The sequence below is a fragment of the Actinomadura rugatobispora genome, from assembly GCF_055379765.1.
This window is the reverse complement of the sequence record NZ_AP029191.1, coordinates 7,800,460-7,825,245: the sequence shown is the minus strand read 5'-3', so window position 1 is coordinate 7,825,245 and position 24,786 is coordinate 7,800,460. Positions and strand designations below refer to the sequence as shown.

24 protein-coding genes are annotated in these 24,786 nt (G+C 72.9%); 10 read left to right on the top strand and 14 right to left on the bottom strand.

Going from position 1 to position 24,786, the window contains the following annotated elements:
• The first annotated feature begins 96 nt into the window (after positions 1–96).
• Together ACZ466_RS35060 and ACZ466_RS35055 are read left to right on the top strand one after the other, a co-directional pair.
• Positions 97–1,737 carry an alkaline phosphatase D family protein gene (locus ACZ466_RS35060; RefSeq protein WP_378285808.1) on the top strand — a complete coding sequence of 547 codons (1,641 nt, stop codon included), beginning with the start codon at positions 97–99 and terminating at the stop codon, positions 1,735–1,737.
• Complete coding sequence (locus ACZ466_RS35055) at positions 1,734–2,765, top strand: discoidin domain-containing protein (protein ID WP_378285807.1); 1,032 nt, start codon at positions 1,734–1,736, stop codon at positions 2,763–2,765. The genes ACZ466_RS35060 and ACZ466_RS35055 overlap by 4 nt, the downstream gene beginning before the upstream one ends.
• Here the strand turns inward: ACZ466_RS35055 and secD are convergent.
• The 7 genes from secD to ACZ466_RS35020 all read right to left on the bottom strand — a co-directional run bounded on the left by secD (position 2,758) and on the right by ACZ466_RS35020 (position 11,398).
• Complete coding sequence (secD, locus tag ACZ466_RS35050; RefSeq protein ID WP_378285806.1) at positions 2,758–5,031, bottom strand: protein translocase subunit SecD; 2,274 nt, start codon at positions 5,029–5,031, stop codon at positions 2,758–2,760. The two genes, ACZ466_RS35055 and secD, sit on opposite strands and share 8 nt — an antisense overlap.
• Positions 5,032–5,167: 136 nt before the next feature.
• Positions 5,168–5,680: a hypothetical protein gene (locus ACZ466_RS35045; protein WP_464041801.1), complete on the bottom strand. Its 513-nt coding sequence runs from the start codon at positions 5,678–5,680 to the stop codon at positions 5,168–5,170.
• A 175-nt stretch (positions 5,681–5,855) separates the two neighbouring features.
• The gene (locus ACZ466_RS35040; RefSeq protein WP_378285804.1) at positions 5,856–7,001 is read right to left on the bottom strand and encodes a cation:proton antiporter; all 1,146 of its coding nucleotides are present in this window, start codon (positions 6,999–7,001) and stop codon (positions 5,856–5,858) included.
• Between the two features lie 201 nt (positions 7,002–7,202).
• Complete coding sequence (locus tag ACZ466_RS35035; protein ID WP_378285803.1) at positions 7,203–7,580, bottom strand: hypothetical protein; 378 nt, start codon at positions 7,578–7,580, stop codon at positions 7,203–7,205.
• Positions 7,581–7,747: 167 nt separating this feature from the next.
• Positions 7,748–9,136, bottom strand: a complete 1,389-nt coding sequence (locus ACZ466_RS35030; protein ID WP_378285802.1) for a glycine--tRNA ligase — start codon at positions 9,134–9,136, stop codon at positions 7,748–7,750.
• A gap of 258 nt (positions 9,137–9,394) precedes the next feature.
• A complete protein-coding gene (locus ACZ466_RS35025) occupies positions 9,395–10,999 on the bottom strand; it encodes a DUF1906 domain-containing protein (RefSeq protein ID WP_378285801.1) in 1,605 nt (534 codons plus the stop codon).
• A gap of 69 nt (positions 11,000–11,068) precedes the next feature.
• Positions 11,069–11,398, bottom strand: a complete 330-nt coding sequence (locus ACZ466_RS35020) for an antibiotic biosynthesis monooxygenase family protein (RefSeq protein ID WP_378285800.1) — start codon at positions 11,396–11,398, stop codon at positions 11,069–11,071.
• 56 nt (positions 11,399–11,454) lie between these two features.
• On the opposite strand from ACZ466_RS35020, the gene ACZ466_RS35015 reads away from it, so the two are divergent.
• The 6 genes from ACZ466_RS35015 to ACZ466_RS34990 all read left to right on the top strand — a co-directional run bounded on the left by ACZ466_RS35015 (position 11,455) and on the right by ACZ466_RS34990 (position 15,688).
• Positions 11,455–11,775, top strand: a complete 321-nt coding sequence (locus ACZ466_RS35015) for a DUF6703 family protein (protein ID WP_378285799.1) — start codon at positions 11,455–11,457, stop codon at positions 11,773–11,775.
• Between the two features lie 61 nt (positions 11,776–11,836).
• On the top strand, positions 11,837–12,823 hold the full coding sequence (locus ACZ466_RS35010) for a metal ABC transporter substrate-binding protein (protein ID WP_378285798.1): 987 nt from the start codon (positions 11,837–11,839) through the stop codon (positions 12,821–12,823).
• A complete protein-coding gene (locus ACZ466_RS35005) occupies positions 12,820–13,569 on the top strand; it encodes a metal ABC transporter ATP-binding protein (protein ID WP_378285797.1) in 750 nt (249 codons plus the stop codon). Before ACZ466_RS35010 ends, ACZ466_RS35005 begins: the two co-directional genes overlap by 4 nt.
• A 133-nt stretch (positions 13,570–13,702) precedes the next feature.
• Positions 13,703–14,569 (top strand): metal ABC transporter permease, encoded by an 867-nt coding sequence (locus tag ACZ466_RS35000; protein ID WP_378285851.1) that lies wholly within the window; start codon positions 13,703–13,705, stop codon positions 14,567–14,569.
• On the top strand, positions 14,566–14,952 hold the full coding sequence (locus tag ACZ466_RS34995; RefSeq protein ID WP_378285796.1) for a Fur family transcriptional regulator: 387 nt from the start codon (positions 14,566–14,568) through the stop codon (positions 14,950–14,952). Before ACZ466_RS35000 ends, ACZ466_RS34995 begins: the two co-directional genes overlap by 4 nt.
• Before the next feature lie 310 nt (positions 14,953–15,262).
• Positions 15,263–15,688, top strand: a complete 426-nt coding sequence (locus tag ACZ466_RS34990) for an OsmC family protein (protein WP_378285795.1) — start codon at positions 15,263–15,265, stop codon at positions 15,686–15,688.
• A 76-nt stretch (positions 15,689–15,764) separates the two neighbouring features.
• Here the strand turns inward: ACZ466_RS34990 and ACZ466_RS34985 are convergent, their stop codons facing one another.
• Both ACZ466_RS34985 and recO read right to left on the bottom strand, forming a co-directional pair.
• The gene (locus ACZ466_RS34985) at positions 15,765–16,553 is read right to left on the bottom strand and encodes an isoprenyl transferase (RefSeq protein ID WP_378285794.1); all 789 of its coding nucleotides are present in this window, start codon (positions 16,551–16,553) and stop codon (positions 15,765–15,767) included.
• Positions 16,550–17,380 carry a DNA repair protein RecO gene (gene recO, locus ACZ466_RS34980; RefSeq protein WP_378285792.1) on the bottom strand — a complete coding sequence of 277 codons (831 nt, stop codon included), beginning with the start codon at positions 17,378–17,380 and terminating at the stop codon, positions 16,550–16,552. Before recO ends, ACZ466_RS34985 begins: the two co-directional genes overlap by 4 nt.
• A gap of 173 nt (positions 17,381–17,553) precedes the next feature.
• On the opposite strand from recO, the gene ACZ466_RS34975 reads away from it, so the two are divergent.
• Positions 17,554–18,582, top strand: a complete 1,029-nt coding sequence (locus tag ACZ466_RS34975) for a M4 family metallopeptidase (protein ID WP_378285790.1) — start codon at positions 17,554–17,556, stop codon at positions 18,580–18,582.
• A gap of 230 nt (positions 18,583–18,812) precedes the next feature.
• Positions 18,813–19,067, top strand: a complete 255-nt coding sequence (locus tag ACZ466_RS34970) for a protealysin inhibitor emfourin (RefSeq protein ID WP_378285789.1) — start codon at positions 18,813–18,815, stop codon at positions 19,065–19,067.
• A gap of 283 nt (positions 19,068–19,350) precedes the next feature.
• On the opposite strand, the gene leuA is transcribed toward ACZ466_RS34970, so the two are convergent.
• The 5 genes from leuA to urtB all read right to left on the bottom strand — a co-directional run bounded on the left by leuA (position 19,351) and on the right by urtB (position 24,766).
• Positions 19,351–21,060 (bottom strand): 2-isopropylmalate synthase, encoded by a 1,710-nt coding sequence (leuA, locus tag ACZ466_RS34965; protein WP_378285788.1) that lies wholly within the window; start codon positions 21,058–21,060, stop codon positions 19,351–19,353.
• Between the two features lie 208 nt (positions 21,061–21,268).
• Complete coding sequence (gene urtE / locus ACZ466_RS34960; RefSeq protein ID WP_378285787.1) at positions 21,269–21,994, bottom strand: urea ABC transporter ATP-binding subunit UrtE; 726 nt, start codon at positions 21,992–21,994, stop codon at positions 21,269–21,271.
• Positions 21,991–22,746 (bottom strand): urea ABC transporter ATP-binding protein UrtD, encoded by a 756-nt coding sequence (urtD, locus tag ACZ466_RS34955; RefSeq protein ID WP_378285786.1) that lies wholly within the window; start codon positions 22,744–22,746, stop codon positions 21,991–21,993. The genes urtE and urtD overlap by 4 nt, the downstream gene beginning before the upstream one ends.
• A complete protein-coding gene (gene urtC, locus ACZ466_RS34950) occupies positions 22,743–23,891 on the bottom strand; it encodes an urea ABC transporter permease subunit UrtC (RefSeq protein WP_378285785.1) in 1,149 nt (382 codons plus the stop codon). Before urtC ends, urtD begins: the two co-directional genes overlap by 4 nt.
• Positions 23,888–24,766 carry an urea ABC transporter permease subunit UrtB gene (gene urtB, locus ACZ466_RS34945; protein WP_378285784.1) on the bottom strand — a complete coding sequence of 293 codons (879 nt, stop codon included), beginning with the start codon at positions 24,764–24,766 and terminating at the stop codon, positions 23,888–23,890. The genes urtC and urtB overlap by 4 nt, the downstream gene beginning before the upstream one ends.
• Positions 24,767–24,786 lie beyond the last annotated feature (20 nt).

Here is a 24,786-nt window from a genome sequence, read left to right as displayed (position 1 = left end):
GCGCCTTTCGGGGGCCGGGCGGGCGCGCACCGGACATCATGTCGGGTCGATTCCATCCTCCCTGCCGGCCGGCCGGCACCTCACCGGAGGGGACCCGTGCACGATTCCGAACCGGATTCCGCACTGCGCGCCGGGGCCGCGTACCAGGCCCGCCGTTCGCGACGGCACTTCCTGGCCCTGTCGGGCGCCGCGATGGCGCTGGCCGTGACCACGCGCCGGGCGAGCGCCCACACCAGGGCGGCGCCCGCCCCGCCCCGGTCGGCCGACCCGCTGTTCGGCCTCGGCGTCGCCTCCGGTGACCCGCTGCCGGCCGGGGTCGTCCTGTGGACGCGGCTGGCGCCCCGTCCGCTCGAGCCGAGGGGCGGCCTGGACGACCGGCGCTACCGGGTCGCCTGGGAGGTCGCCGCGGACGAGCGGTTCGCCCGCGTCGTGCGCCGCGGGGAGACCTGGGCGGTGCCGGAGTACGCCCACTCGGTCCACGTGGACGTGCGCGGCCTGGATCCGGGCCGCGAGTACTTCTACCGGTTCCGGTCCGGGCGCGAGATGAGCCCCGCGGGCCGGACCAGGACCGCGCCCGACCCGCGCCGCCGCCTCGACCGCATGACCTTCGCGTTCGCCTCCTGCCAGGCGTGGCCGGACGGCCACTACCCCGGCTACCGGCACATGACCGCCGAGGACCTCGACCTGATCGTCCACCTGGGCGACTACCTCTACGAGTACGGGGTGCCGGCCGACGGCGGCGTCCGGCGGACGGCGGTGCACGACGGCCTGCGGTTCCGGTGCGACACCCTGGACCGCTACCGCCTCCAGTACGGGCTCTACAAGAGCGACCCGGACCTGCGGGCCGCGCACGCCCACGCCCCGTGGCTGGTCACCTGGGACGACCACGAGGTGCAGAACAACTACGCCGGGGCGATCTCCGACGAGAGCGTCTCCAGCGTGGCCGACTTCCTGGTGTGGCGGGCCAACGCGTACCGGGCCTTCTGGGAGCACATGCCGCTGCGCCGCCGCCGCGCCCCGGCGGGCCCGGACATGCGGCTGCACCGCCGGGTCGGCTACGGGGACCTGGTGCAGTTCGACATGCTGGACGGCCGCCAGCACCGCTCCGACCAGGCGTGCGGGGACGGCACCCGGAGCGACTGCGCGACCCGGCTCGACCCGTCCCGCAGCATGCTCGGCCCCGCCCAGGAGAAGTGGCTGATCGACGGGCTGTCCGGCGCGGCGGCGCGGTGGAAGGTGCTGGGCAACCAGGTGGTGATGGCCCAGGACGACTTCGGCTCCGAGCCCGGCACCCGGCTGTTCTCGATGGACTTCTGGGACGGTTACACGGCGTCCCGCGACCGGCTCTTCCGCGGCATCGCCGAGCGCCGGGTGGACAACGTCGTGGTGATCACCGGTGACGCGCACCGCGGCCAGGCCGCCGATCTCAAGCTGGACTTCGAGGATCCGGAGTCGCCGACGGTGGGCTCGGAGTTCCTCGGCACGTCGATCAGCAGCGGCGGGGACGGGGATCCGTCGTCCGGGCTGCCGCCGGGAGACAGCGATCCGGCCAATCCGCACATCATCTACCAGAACGACCAGCGCGGCTACGTGACCTGCACGGTCACGCCGGGCGAGTACCGGGCGGAGTACCGGGTCACGCCGCTGGTGAGCAGCCCCGGCTCGCCGGTGGAGACCGGGGCCCGGTTCGTGATCGAGGACGGCCGTCCCGGACTGAACGTGGCGGCCGCCCGATGAGCGCCCCGCGCCGCCGGAGCGACCGCCGCCGCGACCGCGTGCTCGTGGCCGGGCTCGCCGTCGCCGCGTGCGCGGCGGCCGGGGTCCCGCTGGCCGCCGACGGCTCGCCCGGCCGCGCGCCGGGCGATCCCGAACCCGCCCCCACGCCCACCTGGACGCCCGGCACGCTGGCCTACCCGCCCCCGCCCGACAACCCGAAGCACGCCACCATGCGCCACGTGGACCCCGACGCGCTGCCCGCCGCCGCACGCGGGAAGATCACGCCGATCGCCGACCGGGAGCGGTTCAGGATCGTCCGGTCGGCGGACCCGCGCTGCCGGAACGGCTGGATGACGATCGGGATGCGCAACGCCACCCACCGGGCCGTCTACGGCGGCCTGACCGCGGAGGCCGGGGCGCTGCGGGTGTCGCGCCCGGTGTTCGCCACCTACCTGCCGCCCGCGTACGAGGCCCGGATCCAGTTCCGGATCACCGCGCCGCCGGAGGCCGCGGCGGGCGGGCACCGGCTCGTCCTGCGGGCCGGGAAGGAACGGCTGACCGTCCCGGTCGCGCTGGACGAGCCCGGCCCCGGCGAGGACAACCTGGCGTGCGGCCGCCCCGTGGCGGCGTCCTCGGCGAACACCTCGGGCCGCCCGGACCGCTACCCCGCCGCCAGCGTCACCGACGGCAACCTCAACGCCGAGGAGTTCGGCGTCGGCAACGGCTGGAACGACTCGACCGCGCGCCGGTGGCCCGACACCCTGGAGGTGGACCTGGGCGGGACGCGGCGGGTCGCCAGGGTCGTGGTGCACACCCTGGCGAGCAACCGCTACCCCCCGTCCCGCTACGGCCTGCGGGACTGGGACGTGCAGGCCCGGGCGGACGGCGCGTGGACGACCGTCGCCCGGTCCCGCGCCAACACCGCCGGCCGGGTCGAGCACTCCTTCGCCCCGGTGGAGGCGGACGCCCTGCGGATCGTGTGCCTGGGCTCCAACGACCGCCGGTTCTCCCGGATCATCGAGCTGGAGGCCTTCGGCCCGGCTAGATGACCGCGCCCGAGTCGCCGGGCTTGCGCTCGGCGGGGCGGCGCAGCCGTTTCGGCCGCGGCGCCGGCGCCTTGGCGTGCCGTTCCAGCAGGATCGCCAGCGGCGTCGCGGTGAACACGCTGGAGTAGGTGCCGACCAGGATCCCGATCAGCAGCGCGATCGCGAAGTCGGTCAGCGACTCGCCGCCCAGCACCGCCAGCGCGGCCAGGATGAAGAGCGCGCCCATGCCGGTGTTGACGGTCCTCGGCACGGTCTGGATCGCGCCCAGGTTGGCCACGTCGGCGAAGCGGTCCTTGGGGCGGGCGCCCCACAGCTCCCGGATGCGGTCGAACACCACCACCGAGTCGTTCACCGAGTAGCCGATGATGGTGAGCAGCGCGGCCAGGAAGACCCCGTCGACGGTCTTGCCGAGCCAGGCGAACACGCCGACGACGATGACCACGTCGTGGAACATGGCGAGCACCGCCCCGACCGCGAACGTCCAGCGGAACCGCAGCGCCAGGTAGCCCAGCTGCACCAGCAGCGCGACGCCGAGCGCGATCAGCGCCTTGACGCGCAGTTCCTCGCCCAGGCTGGGCCCGATCAGCTCGTCCCGCTGCTTGGTGACCTGGCCGCCGCCCTTGGCGGCCAGGGCGTCCCGGATCGACTGCACCTCGGCGTTGGTGAGCTTCTCGGTGCGGACGGAGATGTCCTTGCCGCCCGACTCCTGGACGACGGCGCGCGGGAAGCCGGCGTCGGCGACGGCGGAGCGGGCGGTGTCGATGTTCAGCGACTGACTGGTGGAGTACTCGACGATCCGGCCGCCGGTGAACTCCACGCCGAAGTTGATGCCGCGGACGAAGATCCCCGTGATCGCCAGCACGACCGCCAGCCCGGAGATGCTCAGCCAGAGCCGGCGCCGCCGCATCAGGTCGGGCCTGCGCCGCTCCAGCCAGTCGCGGACCCGTCCGGTGGAGCTCAGGCCGGTCAGCCGCGGGCGGCGGGCGACGGCGCGGCGGGACAGCACCGCGTCGGTGAGGACGCGGCTGAGCAGCATCGCCGACACCAGCGAGCCCAGCACGCCGATGGACAGCGTGACGCCGAAGCCCCGCACCGGGCCGGAGGCCAGGAAGAACAGCAGCCCGGCGGCCAGCAGCGTGGTGATGTTGGAGTCGGCGATCGCCGACCACGCCTTGTCGAAGCCGGTGGACAGCGCGCTGCGCACGCCGCGTCTGGGCACGGCCGCGTACTCCTCCCGGGCCCGTTCGAACGCCAGCACGTTGGCGTCGATCGCCATCCCGATCGCGAGCACGAACCCGGCCAGGCCGGGCAGGGTGAGCGTCGCCCCGATCGCGACGAGGGCCGCGTACGAGATCAGCGCGTAGCAGGCCAGCGCCACCGCGGCCAGGGCGCCCACCAGCCGGTAGACGACGATGATGAACAGGCCGGTGAGCAGCACCCCGATGATCGCGGCCTGGGCGCTGGCCTCGATGGCCGCCGCGCCCAGCGTGGGCCCGACCACCCGCTGCTCGATGATGTGGACGGGGACGGGCAGCGAGCCGCCCTGGATGAGGGCGGCCAGGTCCTTGGCCTGGGTGGCGGTGAAGCTCCCGGTGATCTGGGTGGTGCCGCCGGTGATGCCGATGTTGCAGGGCACCTCGGGGGTGACCGCCGGGGAGGAGATCACCGCGCCGTCCAGGACGAAGGCGATCCGGCGCTCGTCGCCGGCGGCGCAGGCGGCCTTGGCGGTGGCCTTCTCCCAGGCCTTCCCGCCGCCGCCGCGGAAGTCGACGGTGACGTACCAGCCGCCGACGTTCTGCTGGTCGAAGCCGGCCGAGGCGGAGCCGATGCCGTCCCCGGTGAGGATCGGCGGGCCGAGCAGGACGGGCCGCCCCTGCTCGTCCTTCAGGACCTGCTGGCCGGGCGCCGGCGGGCCGCCGGGGGCGAGGACGGGGTGGGCGGTGAGCTGCGCGGTCTTGCCGATCACCTCGGTGGCGCGGGTGGGGTCCTGGACGTCGGGCAGCTCGATGATGATGCGCCGCTCGCCGGACCGGGTGATCGAGGACTCGGACACCCCGAGCGCGTCGATGCGGCGCTGGAGCACCTCCTTGGCGCGGTCGGTGGCCTCGGGACCGGCCTTGACCGTCGGGGAGTTCCGGGTCTCCAGGACGATCTGGGTCCCGCCGCGCAGGTCGAGGCCGAGGCGGGCGGGTGTCGTCAGTGCGAAGAAGAGCGAGGTGGCGAGCACGGCCAGGGCCAGCAACGCCCGCACCACGTTGGCGCGAGTCAACGGACAGACCTCCACGAGGATGCCGGCGCCTCGCGGCGCCGGGGAGACGCCGGAACCCGGGCCGCACGCGCGTGACCACGCACGTGATCATCGTTGCCCGCGGGCCGTGCACCGGCCGGACGTCGTCGTCAGATCGTCAGATCCGGGTGGAGGGCGGCGGTGCTCGGCCCCGGGGCGGGCCGTCGGGGGCGGTGGAGGGGTGCCGGAGGGCCGGGCAGGGCCGGGCGGCCGGGACGAGGGGGACGTGGAGCTCGGCGCCGGGCGGGGGCGGTGCGGCGGCCGGCAGCGGGGCGGGCGCCTCGCCGGGCTGCCGCGCCGCGGTGATCGCCGCGGTCGCGCGGTCGGTGCAGGCGGGAGGGAGCGTGCGCTGCCGGGCCCGCTCTCCGGACCGCTCTGCTGAGCAGGCGGCGGAGCAGCCCCGGGACGAGACAGCGGCCGCGCTCCCCTGCGCGGCCCTGGACGCGGCGGCTCGGGACGCCGCACCGGACGGGCCCTTGGACGGACGGGCGCCCGCGGCGGCAGGCGCGGAGAGCGGCGCCCCGGCACTGACTCCCGAGGCGGCCCTGGCGCCGGGCGCACCGGCGCCCGCCGCGGTCCAGGCGGCGGGCGCCGCCACGAAGCCGATCAGGCCCAGCGCGATGATGAGCAACCGGGCGAGCCGCCCGCGCTCGTCGCCGGGGCCCGGGCCGGAGCCGGGGCCAGGTCCGGGTCCGGGTCCGGGGGGCGGGCACGGTGGCGGGCAGGTCCGGTCGCCGAAGGTCGCGCACGCGCTCCCTCCCGTCGGCGGCCGTCGTTTCCGCCACCGTAGCCCATCGGCCCGGCGATCAGGAGCGTACGGGCTCCTTCGCGGGCGGCGTGGCGGGCGCCGCCGTCGGGAAGAGCCGTTCGGGCAGCAGCCGCCCGAGCCGCTCGGACTGCGTGACCGCCAATGGCCCGGCCACCGCCAGCACCAGGACGTATCCGGCGATGAACGGCGCCAGCCTGGAGTCCAGCCCGGCCGCGGCCGCCATGGACGCCAGCACCAGCGCGAACTCGCCGCGCGACAGCACGGTCAGCGCCACGTTGGCCGACGGGACGCGGCCGTACCCGTGGATCCGCCCGGCCAGCAGTCCGGCCGACAGGTTCAGCACGACCGTGAGCAGCACCGCCAGCGTCACCGGGACGGCCACCGAGGCCAGGTCGCCCGGGTCGATCTGCAGCCCGAAGGCGAAGAAGAACAGCGCGGCGAAGGCGTCCCGCAGCGGGTGCACCAGCGTCTGGATCCGCTTCGCGGACTTGGTGGCGCCCAGGATGAGCCCGATCATGAACGCGCCGATGGCGTCGGAGACGCCGAACTCCTCGGCGATCCCGGCGGTCAGCACGGCCAGGCCGACGAAGGTGACCACCAGCAGTTCGTCGTCCTTGATGTCGACGAGCTTGCCGACCCAGCGGGCGCCCCAGCGGGCCACGCTCGCCAGCACGAGCAGCAGCGCGAACGCCTTGCCGAACTCGACCGCGGCCTCGCCGAAGCCGCTGGCGCCGGCCAGGATGGGCTGCAGCAGGGCCAGGTAGAGGGCGAGGAAGACGTCCTCGACCACGATGATTCCGAGGATCAGCCGGCTCTCGGGGTTGCCGAGCCGGCCCATGTCCATGAGGACTTTGGTGACGATGGCCGAGGAGGAGATCCCGATGACCCCGGCCAGCACGAACGCCTCGCGGCCGCCCCAGCCGAGCAGGAACCCGAAGGCCAGGCCGCCGCCGACGTTGAGCAGGAGGTAGAGCCCCCCGGCCGTGAGCAGCCGGCCGCCACCGGAGACCAGGTCGTCGAGGTGGAACTCCAGCCCCAGGTAGAAGAGCAGGAACACCAGGCCGAGGGCGGACAACAGCTTGAGGTCGGCGGGATCTTCGAAGAGGGCGAGGCCGGGGGTGTGCGGCCCGAAGAGGATGCCGGCGAGCATGAACAGGGGGATGGTCGGCAGGCCGATCCGCACGCCGGCACGGGCCAGGAGCCCGGCGACGACGAACGCTCCGCCAAGAGCGATGAGGGCTTCGGCGATGTGAATGAGAGAACCTCCAGCAGGAGCACCGCGCGGCGGGGGGCCGGGGCGCGCGGTCCCGTGGCGGGGACGGCGGGCACGGCGGGCCGCAGGCGGCGACCGGCGGCCGAAAAGGGCCACCGGGACGACAGGACGTCAGGAACCTGCGGAGGCCGGAGGTGCGCGGGCACGCCCCGTCTCGGCGTGCGGATCCGCGGAGGGCGGCGGGTCGGAGGCGCGCGGCGTGAGAGGGCCGCGGGGCGCGTACGGCGCGGCCGACCGGGGCGGGAGCGCCAGGTGGGAGGCCGGGTGGTCGCCGGCCGCGGCGGCCTGGGCGTGGTTGGCCAGGAACGCCGGGTCGCCGCCGGTCTCGTGCGCCGGCGCGTGCGGCGCGGCGTCCGGGACGACCGGACCGGCGAGGGCGGCCGCGGCGCTGGCGCCGTCGGCGCGGAGGGCGGGGGCGCCGGGCTCGTAGATCAGTCCGAACAGGCACAGGACGAACGCCAGCAGCGGCAGAACCGCCCGGCTTCGCACCTGCACACTCCGCCCTCTCATCCGTCCATATCAGAACAATCCACTACGAGACTATCCGACGGATCGGTTATCTCCAAACGCGCGAGGGCCGCCCCGCCCCCGTTCGGGGGAGGGACGGCCCTCGGCGAACCCGTCTCCGGACGCGCTCCAGTGAACCGCGAGAGGCGTCAGCAGCCCAGCAGCTGGGCGGCGAGGAAGGCCTCCACCTGCCCGATCGCGATGCGCTCCTGGCTCATCGTGTCGCGCTCCCGCACGGTCACCGCGTCGTCCTCCAGCGTGTCGAAGTCCACAGTGACGCAGAACGGGGTGCCGACCTCGTCCTGGCGGCGGTAGCGGCGGCCGATCGCGCCCGCGTCGTCGAACTCGACGTTCCAGTTGCGGCGCAGCCGGGCCGCCAGGTCGCGGGCCTTCGGCGACAGGTCGGCGTTGCGCGACAGCGGCAGCACCGCCACCTTGATCGGCGCCAGCCGCCGGTCGAGCCGCATCACCGTGCGCTTCTCCATCTTGCCCTTGGCGTTGGGCGCCTCGTCCTCGGCGTAGGCGTCCATCATGAACGTCAGCGTGGCACGGTCGACGCCCGCCGCCGGCTCGATCACGTAGGGGACGAACCGCTCCCCCGCCTCCTGGTCGAAGAACGACAGGTCGGCGCCCGACGCCTTGGCGTGCGTGGTGAGGTCGTAGTCGGTGCGGTTGGCGACGCCCTCCAGCTCGCCCCACTCGCCGCCCGCGAAGTCGAACCGGTACTCGATGTCGACGGTCCGCTTGGAGTAGTGCGACAGCTTCTCCTGCGGGTGCTCGAACACGCGCAGGTTCTCCTTGCGGATGCCCAGGTCGGTGTACCAGCGCATGCGCTCGTCGATCCAGTACTGGTGCCACTCCTCGTCCGAGCCCGGCCGGACGAAGAACTCCATCTCCATCTGCTCGAACTCGCGGGTGCGGAAGATGAAGTTGCCCGGCGTGATCTCGTTCCGGAACGACTTGCCGACCTGGCCGATGCCGAACGGCACCTTGCGCCGCGCCGACTGCTGCACGTTGAGGTAGTTGATGAAGATGCCCTGCGCGGTCTCCGGCCGCAGGTACGCCAGGCCGGACTCGTCCTCGACCGGGCCCAGGTAGGTCTTGAGCAGGCCGTTGAACATCCGCGGCTCGGTGAAGGAGCCCTTCACCCCGCAGTTGGGGCAGCCGAGGTCGGCCAGGCCGCCCGCCGGGGGCTTGCCGTGCTTCTCCTCGTACGCCTCCTCCAGGTGGTCGGCCCGGAACCGCTTGTGGCAGGACTGGCACTCGGTCAGCGGGTCGACGAACGCCTGGACGTGCCCGCTGGCCTCCCACACCTCGCGCGCCAGGATGACGCACGAGTCGAGGCCGACGACGTCCTCCCGGCCCTGCACCATGGTCTTCCACCACTGGCGTTTGACGTTGTTCTTCAGCTCCACGCCCAAGGGGCCGTAGTCCCAGGAGGCGCGCAGCCCGCCGTAGATCTCGCTCGACGGGTAGACCAGGCCCCGGCGCTTGGCAAGGTTGACGATCGTGTCCAACACGTCGGAACGGCGTGCCATCAGCATTCTCCATCCAACTGGCGGTCGGCGGGATTTATCCGTACTGCGCCCCGCCGCCGGCGAACGGACGGCCGGCGGGCCGCGGTGAGTGTGATCCCCGGGTGTCGTACCGCTGCGGCGGAGCGCGACATCCCCGGCGCCCCGCGAGCGACCCCCAGCTTAGAGCACGTGCGCCACCGGCCGTACGCCACACAAAAGTACGCGAAAGCCCAGGAAGACCGGCGAAACCCGGTTCGGGCCACATGCGTCCGGACGGTCTCAGTAGACCCGTCCGTCCACATGGTTGCTGTCGATGTTGATCGTGACACCGCCGTGGGTCTCCTTGTGGCCGCCCCGGTACTGCTTGATGCGGCGGTGCGGATGCCACATCGCGTCCGGGATGTGGGGATGGCCGTACAGCCGCGGGATCCCGTCCCAGTGCGCGAACCAGAGCGCGCTCGGCCGGGTGAACCCCTTGGACAGGACGAGGTCGCGCACGACCGAGCCCACGCTGCCGTAGACCCCGGGCACGTAGCGGTGGACCTTCATCTGCTTGGTCCAGTGGTGCAGGAACGTCAGGACGGCCTCGCGGCACGAGGCGTCGTCCTGCCGGTAGGCCTCCATGTCGAAGTAGATCGGCTTGCTGTGCGGGATGCCCAGGGCCTTGGCCTCGCGGACGGCGTCCGTGGCGGCCCTCCTGCCCTCCGCCGCGGCGTTCCCGGCCGTGAACCTCGTGCGGTACCTGCCGCAGGGCGCCTGGAGGCCGACGTAGGTGGGGACGAGCCGGTAGCCCATGCTGCGGACCGACTTCACCCATGCGCGGTTCAGCCTGGGCTGGGCGCATCCGCGCGCGGCGCCGCCGATGTAGATGTTGCTGACCTTGAACGCGCCGCGCCAGGCGCGCATGGACGCCAGGGACGGGGCCGTGCAGGTGTCGAAGCCCTTGCCGACCGTCCAGTTCTGCTGCCGGCCGGAGGGCGGGTTCTTCTTCGGCTTCGCCTTGGGTTTCGATTTCGGTTTCGCCTTGGGCTTCGGCTTCGGTTCCGCCTTGGGCTTCGGCTTCGGCGGGGCCGTGCTCCTGGGCTCGTCGTCGCCGCCGAAGGGCCCCAGGTCGAAGAAGGGCAGGCCGGACGGGTGCTTGGGGTGCTTGTGCTTGGGCCGGTAGTCGCGGTCGTAGTGGTACTTGTCGCGGTCGTCGCGGTCGTCCTCGTCCTCGTCCCGGTCGTCGCCGCGCGCCGGACGGGCCGGGGCGATCGTCGCGGACCGGATGACCCGCTGGACCTGCGAGGGGTCCTTCCCGTACATGCCGCTGATCACGACTCCGGCCTCCCGGAGCGGCACCCGCACCCTGTGGTCCACCGAGGGCGCCACCGTGTACCGGGCGAGCGCGGCCGACCTGTCCGGACGGCCCGTCCGGCGGGCGCCGTCCCGGCTCGGCGAGGGCTCGGGGCCGCGCACCCGCGGCGGCGGCCCGAGCGGCTCCACGTGCAGGGCGTCCTCGCCGCCGATCACCCTGGACGGGCAGTCGGGCCGGTCGCCCTGGCGGCCGAGGTAGATCGCGCGCCGGTCGAACCGGACGCAGCGGGTGGGGTCGCGGTCGAGGTCGTGCACCTCCCAGCCCTCGGGGACGGGGATCCGCACGCCCCGGTAGGCCGCCACGCGCACCGCCGCGCGCCCGTGCCGGTGCCGCGCACCGGCCCGGTCACCGGCCCGATCACCGATCCGAGCACCGGTCCGGCCGGGTTCCGCGGTGTCCTCCGCGGCGACCCTCAGCGCGGCGGCCGGGTCGCCCGCGGACCACGCGGCGGGCGCGCCGGCGCCGGAGACGAGGGGTGAGAGCGCGACCACCCCGAGCAGTCCGCCGAGTACGGGCACATGACGCATCACAACTCCCCGCGACCGTGATCATGACGCGGCGTTGATCACCGTCGGCGGGCCACCCGAAACCGCGCGTCAGGGGTTCTTGTACGGCTGTTGACCAGGCGTGTTCCCGGGGGCGGTGCGGGTCGCCAGGATCTCGTAGGCGCCCGGTTCGTCCAGCGCCAGCGCGGCGAGCGGCATGAACTCCAGCCGCACCTCGTAGGCGCCCAGCGCGCGGCGGTAGTGGCCGGCGCCGTCCCACTCGGTGACCAGCGCCCACAGCGAGGGGTCGTCGACGGTGCGGGCCAGCCGTCCCGAACGGTAGCCGGGGCTGGCCGCGAGCCGGTCGAGCACGGCGGTCATCCGCTCGGCGAATCCGCCGGCCTCGGGGTCCGGCACGCGGTACCGGGTAATCGCAATCACGTATCCATCCTGGCACCGGGCGCCCGCACGCCGTCCCCCGGCGTACGTTGGGGCACGTGAACCCACGGAACGCACGAGGCGGATCGGCACCGGACGGATCGAGCGGGCTGCGCACCGCGATCGAGGCCCGGAGCGCGGCGCCGCTGGTGCTGCTGAGCCGGACGCCGCGCTGGGTGCTGCTGGCCGTGGTCTTCGGGCTGCTGGTGATCGGCATGGCGGGTTCGGGCTGGGTCGGCGCCTCCGGGCTGCTGGTGCTGCTGGTGGTGCTGGCCTGGTTCGCCTACCTCAACTGGCCCTCGCTGGACCTTCCGGGACGAATCCTGCGCCTGGCGGCGTTGGTGGTGCTGGCGGTGTTCGCCGTGGGGCACCTGTGGTGACGGAGACCGCGGCGAAACGTCGGTTTTGACAACCGTTTTCATCTTCGTCCACACTTGGGGTGTGTTCATCTCTCGCAGGCCCTTTCGCACCCTCCCGATCGCCGTGCTGGCCGTCGCCGGCCTGACCGGCCTCGCCGCGTGCGGAGGGGGCGGCGGCGCAGGAGCCGGCAGGTCCGGCACGACCGAGATCGTCGCCTCCTTCTACCCGGTCGCCTGGCTGGCCGGGAAGGTCGGAGGGCCGGACGCCGAGGTCCGGACGCTGACCAAGCCGGGCGCCGAGCCGCACGACCTGGAGCTCACCGCCCGGCAGATCGCCGACGTCGGCAAGGCCGACTACGCGATCTACGTCAAGGGCGTGCAGCCCGCGATGGACGACGCCGTGCGCAAGCACGCGAACGACAAGGCGTTGGACGTGGCGAGCGTCGTCAAGACGATCCCGGCGCCGACCGGCGACGACGGACACGGGCACGACCACGGCCACGAGCACGAGGGCGAGGAAGGGCACGGCCAGGAGAAGCAGGCCGACGCCGCCCAGGACCCGCACGTCTGGCTCGACCCCAGCCGGATGGCCACCATCGCCACCGCGTTCGGTGAGCGGCTCGCCGCCGCCGACTCCGCGCACGCCTCCGGTTACAAGTCCCGCGCCGCCGCGCTGGCCGCCGAGCTCAACGCGCTCGACCAGGCGTACAAGGCCGGCCTGACGTCCTGCAAGCAGAAGACGATCGTCACCGCGCACGCCGCGTTCGGCTACCTCGCCGACCGGTACGGCCTCAAGCAGGTCTCCATCGCCGGCGTGGACCCCTCCAGCGAGCCCTCGCCCAAGCGGCTGGCCGAGCTGACGCACGAGGTCAAGGACGCCGGCGCCACCACGGTCTTCACCGAGACGCTGGTCAGCCCCAGGGTCGCCGAGTCGCTGGCCCGTTCGGCCGGGGTGCGGACCGCGGTGCTCGACCCGGTCGAAGGCGTCCGGGAGGGCTCCTCCGAGGACTACCTTTCGATCATGCGCAAGAACCTGGAAACGCTGAAACCCGCACTTGGATGCTCATGAAACCGACTTCCCCGCACCCGTCCGGCCCGCCGTTCGCGATGAGCGGCGGGCATGTCCGCCTCGACGGCCGCGAGGTGCTGCGCGGCGTCGACCTGGTCGTCGAGCCGGGCGACCTGCTGGCCGTGCTCGGTCCCAACGGGGCGGGGAAGTCCACCCTGGTCAAGGCGCTGCTGGGGCTGCGTCCGCTGGCCGCCGGACGAACCGAGATCTTCGGCCGCCCGGCCGCCCGGTTCCGTGACTGGAAGCGGGTCGGGTACGTCCCGCAGCGGCTGCCGATGGGCGGCGGGGTGCCCGCGACGGTGCGGGAGGTCGTGGCGTCGGGCCGGGTGGCGCGGCAGTCGCGCTGGCGGCCGTCCTCGGCCGCCGACCGGGCCGCGGTGGAGCGCGCCCTCGATGCGGTGGGGCTGGCCGGCCGGGCCCGCGACTCGGCGCACCTGCTGTCGGGCGGCCAGCAGCAGCGCGTGCTCATCGCGCGCGCCCTGGCGGGCGAGCCCGAGGTCTTCGTGATGGACGAGCCGACCGCCGGCGTCGACGCGGCCAGCCAGGCCGCCCTGGCCGGCACGCTGCGCGGGCTCGCCGAGGAGGGCCGCACCGTCGTGCTGGTGGCGCACGAGCTCGGCCCGCTGGAGCCGCTGATCACCCGCACCGTCGTGCTGGAGCACGGCCGCGTCGCGGACGAGACCCGCCGCACCGCGCCCGCCCCGTCCCTGGCCGCCACCCGCGAGAGCAGGGAGAGCGCGGCGTGAGGCGAACGGGGGGGCACCGCGTGATGAGAGAGCCGGAGGGGCGCGGCGGCGCCTGGACTGACGAGCGAGGAACGAGCGAGGAGGGAAGGCGCCGCCGTAAGGCGCCCCGGAGGCGAACGGGGGGCACAGCGTGATCTTCGAGATGCTCGAGTACGACTTCATGCGCATCGCGCTGGTCATGGCGGTGCTCATCGGGCTGACCGCGCCCGCGGTCGGGACGTTCATCGTGCAGCGCAGGCTGTCGCTGCTCGGCGACGGGATCGGGCACATCGCGCTGACCGGGATCGGCCTGGGGCTGCTGACCGGGACCTCCCCGGTCATGGGCGCGCTGGTGGTGTCGGTGCTCGGCGCGGTCGCCATCGAGGTGCTGCGCGAACGCAGCCGCAGCGGCGCGGACGTGGCGCTGGCGCTGCTGTTCTACGGCGGGCTGGCGGGCGGGGTGATCCTCACCAACGCCGAGGGCGGAGGCGCGAACCTGCAGTCCTACCTGTTCGGGTCGATCAGCAGCGTGTCGGTCTCGGACCTGTACGTGGTCGCGGCGCTGGCGGTGGCGGTGCTGGCGATCGTGGCCCTCTTCGGGCGCGAGCTGTTCCTGCTGTGCCAGGACGAGGAGGTGGCGCGGGCGTCGGGCCTGCCCACCCGCTTCCTGAGCATCCTGATCGCGGCGACCGCCGCGGTCACCGTGGTGATCGCGATGCGCGCGATCGGGCTGCTGCTGGTCAGCGCCCTGATGATCGTCCCGGTGGCGGCGGCGCAGCAGCTGACGCGGGGCTTCCGCGCCACGATGCTGCTGGCGATGGCCGTCGGTGTACTGTCGGCGGTGTCGGGGCTCGCGGGGTCGTTCCAGTACGATCTCCCACCGGGACCCTCGATCGTGCTGCTGGCCCTGGCGGTGTTCATGGTCGCGGTGATCGGGGGCGCGGTGACGCGACGCAGGCGCACGGTGACGGCCGCGGCCCGGGCAGGTGTGGACGCCGAGGCGGAGGTACTACGGGGATGACGACGACCCGCCGCAACGCGGTACGGCAGGCGCTGGCCGGATGCGAGGGCTTCCGCAGCGCCCAGGACATCTACGCCGACCTGCGGGCGGACGGCTCCAAGATCGGCCTCACCACGGTCTACCGGGCGCTGCAGGCGCTCAGCGACTCCGGCGAGGTCGACGTGCTGCGCACCGACGACGGCGAGGCGGTCTACCGCGCCTGCCGCACCGAGGAGCACCACCACCACCTGGTGTGCCGGGCGTGCGGGCGCACCGTCGAGGTCGGCGGGCCCGCCGTGGAGAAGTGGGCCGACGCGATCGCCGCCGAGCACGGTTTCGTGGACATCACGCACACCGTCGAGGTCTTCGGCACCTGCGCCGACTGCGCCAAGGCCGGCTCCTGACCCCACGCCGGCACGGGAGAGTTCCCGGCCGGCGCTCTTTTCTCTGAATCGCCGCGCGCCGTTCACGGTGGTGAGCTGCGCCACACCCGCGCGACCTGGGACGACGCGAGGACTCGCCGTACATCGCCCGAATCTTTGTGAACTTGCCACAAGTGCGCAATCTCTTCGGACATGACATAAATGTGCGGACGAGCCATCCCCCTCCCACCCCTCGGAAACGCCCCGCCCAGCCAGGGCGGGGCGTTTCTGATGCGTTCCAAGTCCTCGCCCCTCCGGATCGCGCGACGGGCCCATGCGCAAGAATCGGCACATGGCTACGACACGAACCGCGAACGCGCACTGGGAAGGGCCGCTGATGGGCGGCCAGGGCAAGGTCTCGCTCGACTCGTCCAAGGTCGGCTCCTTCGAGGTGACCTGGCCGTCGCGCGCCGAGGAGCCGGACGGCCGCACCAGCCCCGAGGAGCTCATCGCGGCCGCCCACTCCACCTGCTACTCGATGGCCCTCTCGCACGGGCTGGCCGGGGCCGGCACCCCGCCCGAGAAGGTCGACACCAAGGCGGAGGTCACCTTCCAGCCCGGCGAGGGCATCACCGGGATCCACCTGACCGTGCGGGCGAGCGTCCCCGGGCTGTCGGCGGCCGACTTCGAGAAGGCCGCGCAGAACGCCAAGGAGAACTGCCCGGTCAGCAAGGCCCTCACCGGCACCAAGATCACCCTCGACGCCGCGCTCGCTTAATCATCGGATCACCCGATCACCGGCCTGGACGCTGAGGGGCGGGTGTGGTCTGGGGCCTTCCCCAGACCACACACCGTCAGGTGGCCGGGACCTGGTTGGGGATGGCGCCGCCGTAGCGGCGGTCGCGGGACGCGTACAACTCGCAGGCGTGCCACAGGTGGCGCCGGTCGAAGTCGGGCCAGAGCGTGTCGAGGAAGACCATCTCCGCGTACGCCGACTGCCAGATCAGGAAGTTGGAGGTGCGCTGCTCCCCCGACGAGCGCAGGAACAGGTCCACGTCCGGGATGGACGGCTCGTCCAGGTAGCGGGCGAACACCTTCTCGTTGATCTTGTCGGGGTTGAGCTTCCCGTCCCGCACGTCCCGGGCGATGGCGGCCGCCGCGTCGGCGATCTCGGCCCGGCCGCCGTAGTTCACGCAGAACTGCAGGGTCAGCACGTCGTTGTCGCGGGTCATCTCCTCGGCCGTCTCCAGCTCGGAGATCACGCTGCGCCACAGCCGGGGCCGGCGGCCCGCCCAGCGCACCCGGACGCCCATCGCGTGGAGCTGGTCGCGGCGGCGCCGGATCACCTCGCGGTTGAAGCCCATGAGGAAGCGGACCTCGTCGGGCGAGCGCTTCCAGTTCTCGGTGGAGAAGGCGTAGGCCGACAGGTACGGCACGCCGAGCTCGATCGCGCCCATGATCACGTCGAAGAGGGAGTCCTCCCCCATCCTGTGGCCCTCGGTGCGGGGCAGCCCGCGCTCCTTGGCCCAGCGCCCGTTGCCGTCCATGACGATGGCGACGTGCCGGGGCACCAGGTCGGCGGGGATCGCGGGCGGGCGGGCCCCGGTCCTGTGCGGTTCCGGGGGCTGAACGGCCCTTCTCAAACTCGCTCCCTGTCGGTGGTGTCGGGGGTGTCGCGGCCGGGGTCGCCGCCTGTGTCGCTGGTCGTGAAGTCCATGCCGGTTGGACGGGACGGGCCGTCCTCGGGCTCCACATGCCGCAGGGACCGGATGCCGTGCTCCAGATGCCACTGCAGGTAGGCCGCCACGAGGCCGCTGCACTCTACCCGGTGGCGCGGCTCACTCCCGTCGGCGTACTCCCAGTCGCCCCGCAGCAGCGCCAGCATCAGCGCGAACGTCGGCGGCGCCGGAGTGGCCGCGCCGGGCCGGCGGCAGCGCGCGCAGACCGCGCCGCCCGCGGCGATCGCGAACCCGCGCAGCCCGCCGCGGTCGCCGCACCCGCAGCACTCGTCGATGGCCGGCGCCCAGCCCGCCACCGACAGCGACCGCAGCAGGAAGGCGTCCAGCACCAGACGGGGGTCGTGGCCGCGCTCGGCCAGCGTCCGCAGCCCGCCCACCAGCAGCAGGAACTGGCGCAGCGCCGGCTCGCCCTCCTCGGCGGTGAGCTTCTCGGCGGTCTCCAGCATCGCCGTCCCGGCGGTGTAGCGGGGGTAGTCGGTGACCAGCCGCTCCCCGTACGGCCGCAGCGTCTCGGCCTGGGTGATGAGGTCGAGCGAGCGCCGCTCGTACAGCTGCAGGTCGACGTGGGTGAACGGCTCCAGCCGCGCCCCGAACCGCGACTTGGTCTTGCGCACGCCCTTGGCCGCCGCGCGGATCCGCCCGGTGCGCCGGGTGAGGACCGTGACGATGCGGTCGGCCTCGCCCAGTTTCTGGGTGCGCAGGACGATGCCTTCATCGCGGTAGAGGGTCACGGGACCATTGTCCCGCACCCCGCCCGCTGTCCCGAACCTGCCCGCGCGCCGCGAACGGCGGCCCCGGGCCGCACCCGAACGCCAGCCTTCCATCACGTTCCGTGACCGGATTAGGCCGTGAGAGTTGCCCGAAACCTGTGGCTCGAATCACATCGAGCTGGCAGCGTTGTGCCATGAGATGCACCATCGTGCCCCCGCATATGCTGGAACGGGTCGCCGAAGCCGCCGATGATCCGGCGCTCCGCGACTCCGCACGCCGCTCCCTGGCTCTCAGCTCGGCGCAGCGCGAGGCCCGTCTCGCGTTCCCCGCCGGGGCCCCCGATCCCACCGAGGACTTCGTCCCGAACCGGACGATCCACGACGCCAAGAACGAGGAGACGCTCCCCGGAGCCAAGGCCCGCGGCGAGGGCGACCCCGCCACGGGCGACGAGATCGTCGACCAGGCCTACGACTGGCTGGGCGTCACCTTCGACTTCTTCGAGGCCGCCTACCGGCGCAACTCCATCGACGGCGCGGGGCTCGCGCTGGTCTCCACCGTCCACTACGGCCGCGACTACGACAACGCCTTCTGGGACGGCGAGCAGATGGTCTACGGCGACGGCGACGGGACGCTGTTCCGCGCGTTCACCGGTCCGCTCGACGTCACCGGCCACGAGCTGGTGCACGGCGTCACCCAGTACACCGCCAACCTCGAGTACCGAAACCAGCCGGGCGCGCTGAACGAGTCGGTCTCCGACGTGTTCGGCTCCCTCGTCAAGCAGTGGCATCTCGGCCACACCGCCGACCAGGCCGACTGGCTCATCGGGCAGGGCCTGCTCGCCGAGGGCGTCAACGGCGTGGCCCTGCGCTCCATGAAGGAGCCCGGCACCGCCTACGACGACCCGCGGCTGGGCAAGGACCCGCAGCCCGGCCACATGGACGACTACAACCCCACCCGCGGCGACAACGGCGGCGTCCACATCAACTCCGGCATCCCCAACCGCGCCTTCTACCTGGCCTCCGTCGCCATCGGCGGCCACGCGTGGGAGAAGGCGGGGCGGATCTGGTACGACACGCTCACCGGCGGGCAGCTCTCGGCGACCGTCGACTTCGCCGGGTTCGCCGCCGCGACGCTCGACAGCGCCACCCGGCTCTACGGCGCCGAAGCCGCCGAAACCGGTGCGGTACGAGAGGCATGGACGGGGGTAGGCGTCTCCGTATGAAAAACGCCGTGGCAGGAGGCGCTCCGACGAGCGGCCCTGTGCGGGGGGCGCGGCCACGCGCCGTCCCCCCGGCGGTGCGATGAAAGGCGGCGCGACGGGGACGGCCTTGCGGGGCCGTCCCCGTCCGGCGATCCGGACGCCGGTGGAGCGGGCGGCCGGAGCGCGGGCGCGCCGCGGCGACGAGACGAGGAGCCGCGCGGGGGGCGGCGCGGAGGCGAGCGGGAGAGACGGTGAAGGTGACAGTGGTCCGCAGCGGGGGGTTCGCGGGGATCGAGCAGCGCGGGCAGTCCGACAGCGCCACCGATCCCATGCTGACCCGGCTGGTCGACCGGGTGGATCTGGCGTCGGTGCCGCCGCCCGGCCGGAGGCCGGACCAGTTCCTGTACGAGATCGACATCGACGGCGACACGGCCACCGTGGGTGAGGCCCAGCTGAACGGGCCGCTCCGGGAACTGGTCCATCACGTCCTCGGCCAGGGCCGCTGAGAGGCGGGAGACGGGCCAGGGAAGGCGACGGGCCCCGGCCGTGAGATCGTCACGGCCGGGGCCCGGGGCATCGATCACACGCGTGGATCACAACGGCGTGACCGGGTCGATTCCGCCCGCGCCCCCGCGCGGGCACGGGCGGAAACTCTGGGGCTCGCGGCGCCCGCGGCTCGTGGCCATGGCTCGCGCGCCCGGGGCGGGCCCGGCCGCGCACGGCGGCCGGGCGGCCCTGCGAGGTGCTGAGGGCCCTGCAATGGACTGAGGAGAGTGCGGGGCCGAGGGGTCAGGCGCGGGCGCGGGCCACGCGGTTGACCGCCGACAGGATGGCCTTCAGCGAGGCGGTGACGATGTTGCCGTCGATGCCCACGCCCCACACCGAGGTGCCGTCCACGTCGCACTCCACGTACGCGGCCGCGCGGGCGTCGCCGCCGGCGCTCAGCGCGTGCTCGGTGTAGTCGAGCACCCGTACGTGCACGCCGACCGTGGCCAGCGCCGCCTCGAACGCCGACACCGGGCCGTTGCCCACGCCCTCGATCTCACGGATCTCCCCGTCGACCCGGATGTCGCAGCCGAGCACGTCCTTCTCGTCCACCCGCGAGGTCGTGCGGTGCGCCAGCAGCCCCACCCGGGGGCCGTTGGCCAGGAACTCGCCCTGGAAGATCTCCCACATCCGCTCCGGGGTGACCTCGCCGCCCTCGGAGTCGGTGTGCGCCTGCACCACCCGCGAGAACTCGATCTGCAGCCGCCGCGGCAGCTCCAGGGAGTGCTCGGTCTTCATCACGTACGCGACGCCGCCCTTGCCGGACTGGCTGTTGACCCGGATGACCGCCTCGTAGGTGCGGCCGACGTCCTTGGGGTCGATCGGCAGGTACGGGACCTCCCAGCGGAAGCCGTCCACCGGCACCCCGGCCGCCTCGGCGTCCAGCCGGAGGTGGTCGAAGCCCTTGTTGATCGCGTCCTGGTGGGAGCCGGAGAAGGCGGTGTAGACCAGGTCGCCGCCGTAGGGGTGCCGCTCGTGCACCGGCAGCTGGTTGCAGTACTCGACGGTGCGGCGGATCTCGTCGATGTCGGAGAAGTCGATCTGCGGGTCCACGCCCTGGGTGAACAGGTTCAGCCCCAGCGTGACCAGGCACACGTTGCCGGTGCGCTCGCCGTTGCCGAACAGGCAGCCCTCGATCCGGTCGGCCCCGGCCATGTAGCCCAGCTCGGCCGCGGCCACGGCGGTGCCCCGGTCGTTGTGCGGGTGCAGCGAGAGGATCACCGAGTCCCGGTAGGCCAGGTTGCGGTTCATCCACTCGATCTGGTCGGCGTAGACGTTGGGCGTGGCCATCTCCACGGTGGCCGGCAGGTTGACGATGACCTTCCGGTCGGGCGTCGGCCTCCACACGTCGTTGACGGCGTTGCAGACCTCGACCGCGTACTCCAGCTCGGTGCCGGTGAACGACTCCGGCGAGTACTGGAAGAAGATCTCGGTGTCGCCCATGTCCTCGGCCAGCTTGGCGCACAGCTTGGCGCCCTCCACCGCGATCGCGGTGATGCCGTCGCGGTCCTGCCCGAACACCACGCGGCGCTGCAGCGTGCTGGTGGAGTTGTAGAGGTGGACGATCGCCTGCTTGGCGCCGCGCACCGACTCGAAGGTGCGCTCGATCAGCTCCGGCCGCGCCTGGGTCAGCACCTGGATCACCACGTCGTCGGGGATCAGGCCGTCCTCGATGATCTGCCGGACGAAGTCGAAGTCGGTCTGGCTCGCGGCCGGGAACCCGACCTCGATCTCCTTGTAGCCCATCCGCACCAGCAGCTCGAACATCTTCAGCTTGCGGTGCGCGTCCATCGGGTCGATCAGCGCCTGGTTGCCGTCCCGCAGGTCCACCGCGCACCATCGCGGCGCCTCGGTGATCACCGCGTTCGGCCAGGTGCGGTCGGTCAGGGCGATCGGGGCGAACGGGCGGTAGCGCTCGAAGGGCATGCCCGAAGGGTTCTGTTGCGGATACATCGGGAAGGGGTTTCCTCTGCTCGGATCCAGCGGCCGACGTCCACGACGAACTCCCGCAACGGGGGAGCCAGCCGGTTACAGGCCCCCGCTGCGGCCGCTAAGGAGGAGCAGCTCACGCAACACGCCCGCCAAGCTAACAGATGACGGCCGTGTTGCGGAAACCAGGCCCGCCATTTGAGACGGGGCCCACACTTCCTTCACCGCCCGTTCAGACGGCGAGCATGCTCTTCACCCGGTCGTCGTGCAGGTCCTCGGCGGTGCCGGAGTGCCGCACCACCCCGCCCTCGATGATCACGAACCCGTCGGCCAGCCGCAGCGCCAGCTCCAGGTACTGCTCCACCAGCAGCACCGCCAGCCCCTTCTCCCGGTGCAGGCGCTCCACGGCCGCCTCGATCTCGGCCACGATCGAGGGCTGGATGCCCTCGGTCGGCTCGTCCAGGATCAGCATCCGGGGCCGCGTGACCAGCGCCCGCGCGATCGCGAGCTGCTGCTGCTGGCCGCCCGACAGGAACCCGGCCCGCCGCCCCAGCAGCTCCTTGAGCCGGGGGAAGACCTCCAGCGCCTCCTCGATCGCGCCCTTGTCGCGATGCCGGGACGCCTCCAGCGTGACCCGCAGGTTCTCCGCCACGGTGAGCTGCGGGAACGTCTCGTGCCCCTGCGGGACGTACCCCATGCCGCGGCGCACCCGCTCGTAGGTGGGCAGCCTGGTCACGTCCTCGCCGTCGAACTCCACCGTCCCGGCGGACGGCGGCAGCACGCCCATGATCGCGTTCAGCAGGGTGGTCTTGCCGACGCCGTTGCGGCCCATCACGCACATCAGCGTCCCGGCCGCGACCTCGACGTCCACGCCGAACAGCACCCGGGCCCGCCCGTACGCCGCCTCGACCCCCGACACCCGCAGCAGCGGCCCGTCCTTCGCCGTCCGCTCGCTCACGCCGCCTCCTCCCTCGAACGGCCCAGGTAGACCTCCTGGACGCGAGGGTCGGCCTGGACGGCGGCCACGTCGCCCTCCACCAGCACGCGGCCCTCGTGCAGGACGGTGACCTGCGACGCGTACCGGCGCAGGAACTCCATGTCGTGCTCCACCACGACCACCGTGTGGTCCCTGGCGATCTGGGTGAGCAGCTCGCCGGTGCGCTCCCGCTCGTCCTGGCTCATCCCGGCCACCGGTTCGTCGAGCAGCAGCAGCCGGGGCCGCTGCGCGATCAGCATGCCGATCTCCAGCCACTGCCGCTGGCCGTGCGAGAGCACCCCGGCGGGCCGGTCGCCCAGGTCGCCCAGGCCGATGGTGTCGAGCGCCTCGGCGACCGTCCCGGACACCCCGCGCCGCTGCCGCAGCAGGGTCGGGAGCGGGCGGCGGAACCCGGCGGCCAGGTCGAGGTTCTCGACCACGGTCAGCTCCTCGAACACCACCGAGGTCTGGAACGTGCGGCCGATGCCCAGCCGCACGATCCGGTGCTCCTTGCGCCCGGTCAGCTCCGTCCCGGCGAACCGCACCGAGCCCGCGGCCGGACGGGTCAGTCCCGTGATCACGTCGATCAGCGTGGTCTTCCCGGCGCCGTTCGGGCCGATCAGGAACCGCAGCTCACCCTGCCGGACGGTCAGGTCGACGCCGTCGATGGCCCGGAATCCGTCGAACACGACCTCCAGCCCCCGGATCTCCAGCAGCGCCCCGTCGTCACTCATGCCGGGACCTCCTCCTTCACCTTCGGCGCCGCCGCGGCCGGGTCGGGGACGGCGCGGCGCCGGGCCACGGCGTCGCGGACCTGCTCCCACACCCCCACCGCGCCCTTCGGCGCCAGCGTCATGACCAGGATGAACAGCGCGCCCTGCAGGTAGAGCCAGCCGCCCGCCCACTCCTCGCTGAACGAGGTCTTGGCGTAGTTCATGACCACGGCGCCGAGGATCGCCCCGGCCAGCGCGTACCGGCCGCCGACCGCGACCGCCACCACCAGTTCCAGCGACGGGACCACGCCCAGCAGGGACGGCGAGATGATGCCGACCACCGGCACGAACAGCGCGCCGGCCAGCCCGGCCATGCCCGCCGAGATCGCGAACGTGATCGTCTTGACCGTGGCCGGGTTGTAGCCGAGGAACCGGACCCGGTCCTCGCCGTCCCGCACCGCCACCAGCAGCCGCCCGAACCGGCTCTTCACCAGCTGCCGGGCGCCCAGGTAGAGGACGCCCAGCACGATCGCGGTGACGAAGTACATCGTCCGCTGGGTGCTCTCGGCCTCGGCGTCCTGGCCGAAGAACTCGTAGAAGTTGGTCATGCCGTTGGTGCCGCCGGTGAGGCCCTGCTGCCCCACCAGCAGGATCACGAACGCCGCCGCCAGCGCCTGGGTGAGGATCGCGAAGTACGCGCCGCGCACCCGCTGCCGGAACACCAGCGTCCCCAGCACGACCGCGATCGCGACCGGCACGACGATCACCGCCGCCACCGCCACCACCGGGCTGCCGAACGGCTTCCACAGCGCGGGCAGCTCCTCCACGCCGCTCCACACCATGAAGTCGGGGAGGTCGCCGCCGGCGTCCTGCAGCTTGAGGTACATCGCCATCGCGTAGCCGCCGAGGCCGAAGAACACCCCCTGGCCCAGGGTCAGCATGCCGCCCTGGCCCCAGGCGAGGCCGATGCCGAGGGCGGCGATCGCGAAGCACAGGTACTTGGCCAGCTCGTCCAGCCGGAAGGCGGGCAGCGCCAGCGGCGCCACCACCAGCAGCAGCACGGCGACCAGGCCGAACACCGCGTACCCGCGCAGCCGGGACCGCACGGCCGCCCCTCCGGGTGCGCGCCCGCGCACGGCCGCCGCCTCCTTCTCCGGCGCGCTCATGTCAGCGCCCTCGACCGCAGCACGAACATCCCCTGCGGGCGGACCTGCAGGAACGCGATGATCACGGCGAAGACGATGACCTTGGCCAGGCTGGCGTCCGTCCAGAACTCGGCGAAGGAGTTCAGCATGCCCAGCGCCACCGCGGCGATCACCGCGCCGCGCAGCTGGCCGAGCCCGCCGGCGACGACCACCAGGAACGCGTCCACGATGTAGTACGTCCCGAGGGACGGTCCGACCGGGCCGATCAGCGTCAGCGCGACCCCGGCGACCCCGGCCAGGCCCGAGCCGATGAAGAAGGTGAGCTGGTCGACGCGGGGCGTGGCCACGCCGCTGCACGCGGCCAGCTCGCGGTTCTGCATCACCGCCCGCATCCGGCGGCCCTGCCGGGACCGGTCGAGGTACGCCCAGACCCCGATCACGCAGGCGATGGCCAGGGCCATGATGAACAGCCGCGAGTACGGCAGGCTGCCGCCCAGCACCTCCACCCGCCCGGTCAGCCAGCCCGGCGCCACCACCTGGACGTTGGGGGCGCCGAAGATGTCCCGCGCGGCCTGCTGGAGGACGAGGCTGACGCCCCAGGTCAGCAGGAGGGTGTCGAGCGGGCGGCCGTAGAAGTGCCGGATCGCGGTCCGCTCCAGGATCCAGCCGAGCGCCCCGGCGAGCAGGAACGCGACCGGCAGCGCCACCAGCACCGCCTGCTTGCCGGTCCAGTCCTGCAGCATGTACGCGGTGTACGCCCCGGCCATGATGAACTCGCCGTGCGCCATGTTGATGACGCCCATCTGGCCGAAGGTGAAGGTGAGCCCGAGCGCGATCAGCAGCAGCACCGCGCCGATGCTGAGCCCGATCGGCAGTTGGTTGAGCAACGATTGCACTGCGCGTCCCCGGTTCTGGT

Coding starts and splice junctions, on each gene's coding strand:
- ACZ466_RS35055 (WP_378285807.1), top strand. CDS start 1,734: ATGAGCGCCCCGCGCCGCCGGAGCGACCGCCGCCGCGACCGCGTGCTC.
- ACZ466_RS35030 (WP_378285802.1), bottom strand. CDS start 9,136: ATGGCACGCCGTTCCGACGTGTTGGACACGATCGTCAACCTTGCCAAG.
- ACZ466_RS35025 (WP_378285801.1), bottom strand. CDS start 10,999: ATGCGTCATGTGCCCGTACTCGGCGGACTGCTCGGGGTGGTCGCGCTC.
- ACZ466_RS35005 (WP_378285797.1), top strand. CDS start 12,820: ATGAAACCGACTTCCCCGCACCCGTCCGGCCCGCCGTTCGCGATGAGC.
- ACZ466_RS34995 (WP_378285796.1), top strand. CDS start 14,566: ATGACGACGACCCGCCGCAACGCGGTACGGCAGGCGCTGGCCGGATGC.
- ACZ466_RS34990 (WP_378285795.1), top strand. CDS start 15,263: ATGGCTACGACACGAACCGCGAACGCGCACTGGGAAGGGCCGCTGATG.
- ACZ466_RS34975 (WP_378285790.1), top strand. CDS start 17,554: ATGAGATGCACCATCGTGCCCCCGCATATGCTGGAACGGGTCGCCGAA.
- leuA (WP_378285788.1), bottom strand. CDS start 21,060: ATGTATCCGCAACAGAACCCTTCGGGCATGCCCTTCGAGCGCTACCGC.
- urtD (WP_378285786.1), bottom strand. CDS start 22,746: ATGAGTGACGACGGGGCGCTGCTGGAGATCCGGGGGCTGGAGGTCGTG.
- urtC (WP_378285785.1), bottom strand. CDS start 23,891: ATGAGCGCGCCGGAGAAGGAGGCGGCGGCCGTGCGCGGGCGCGCACCC.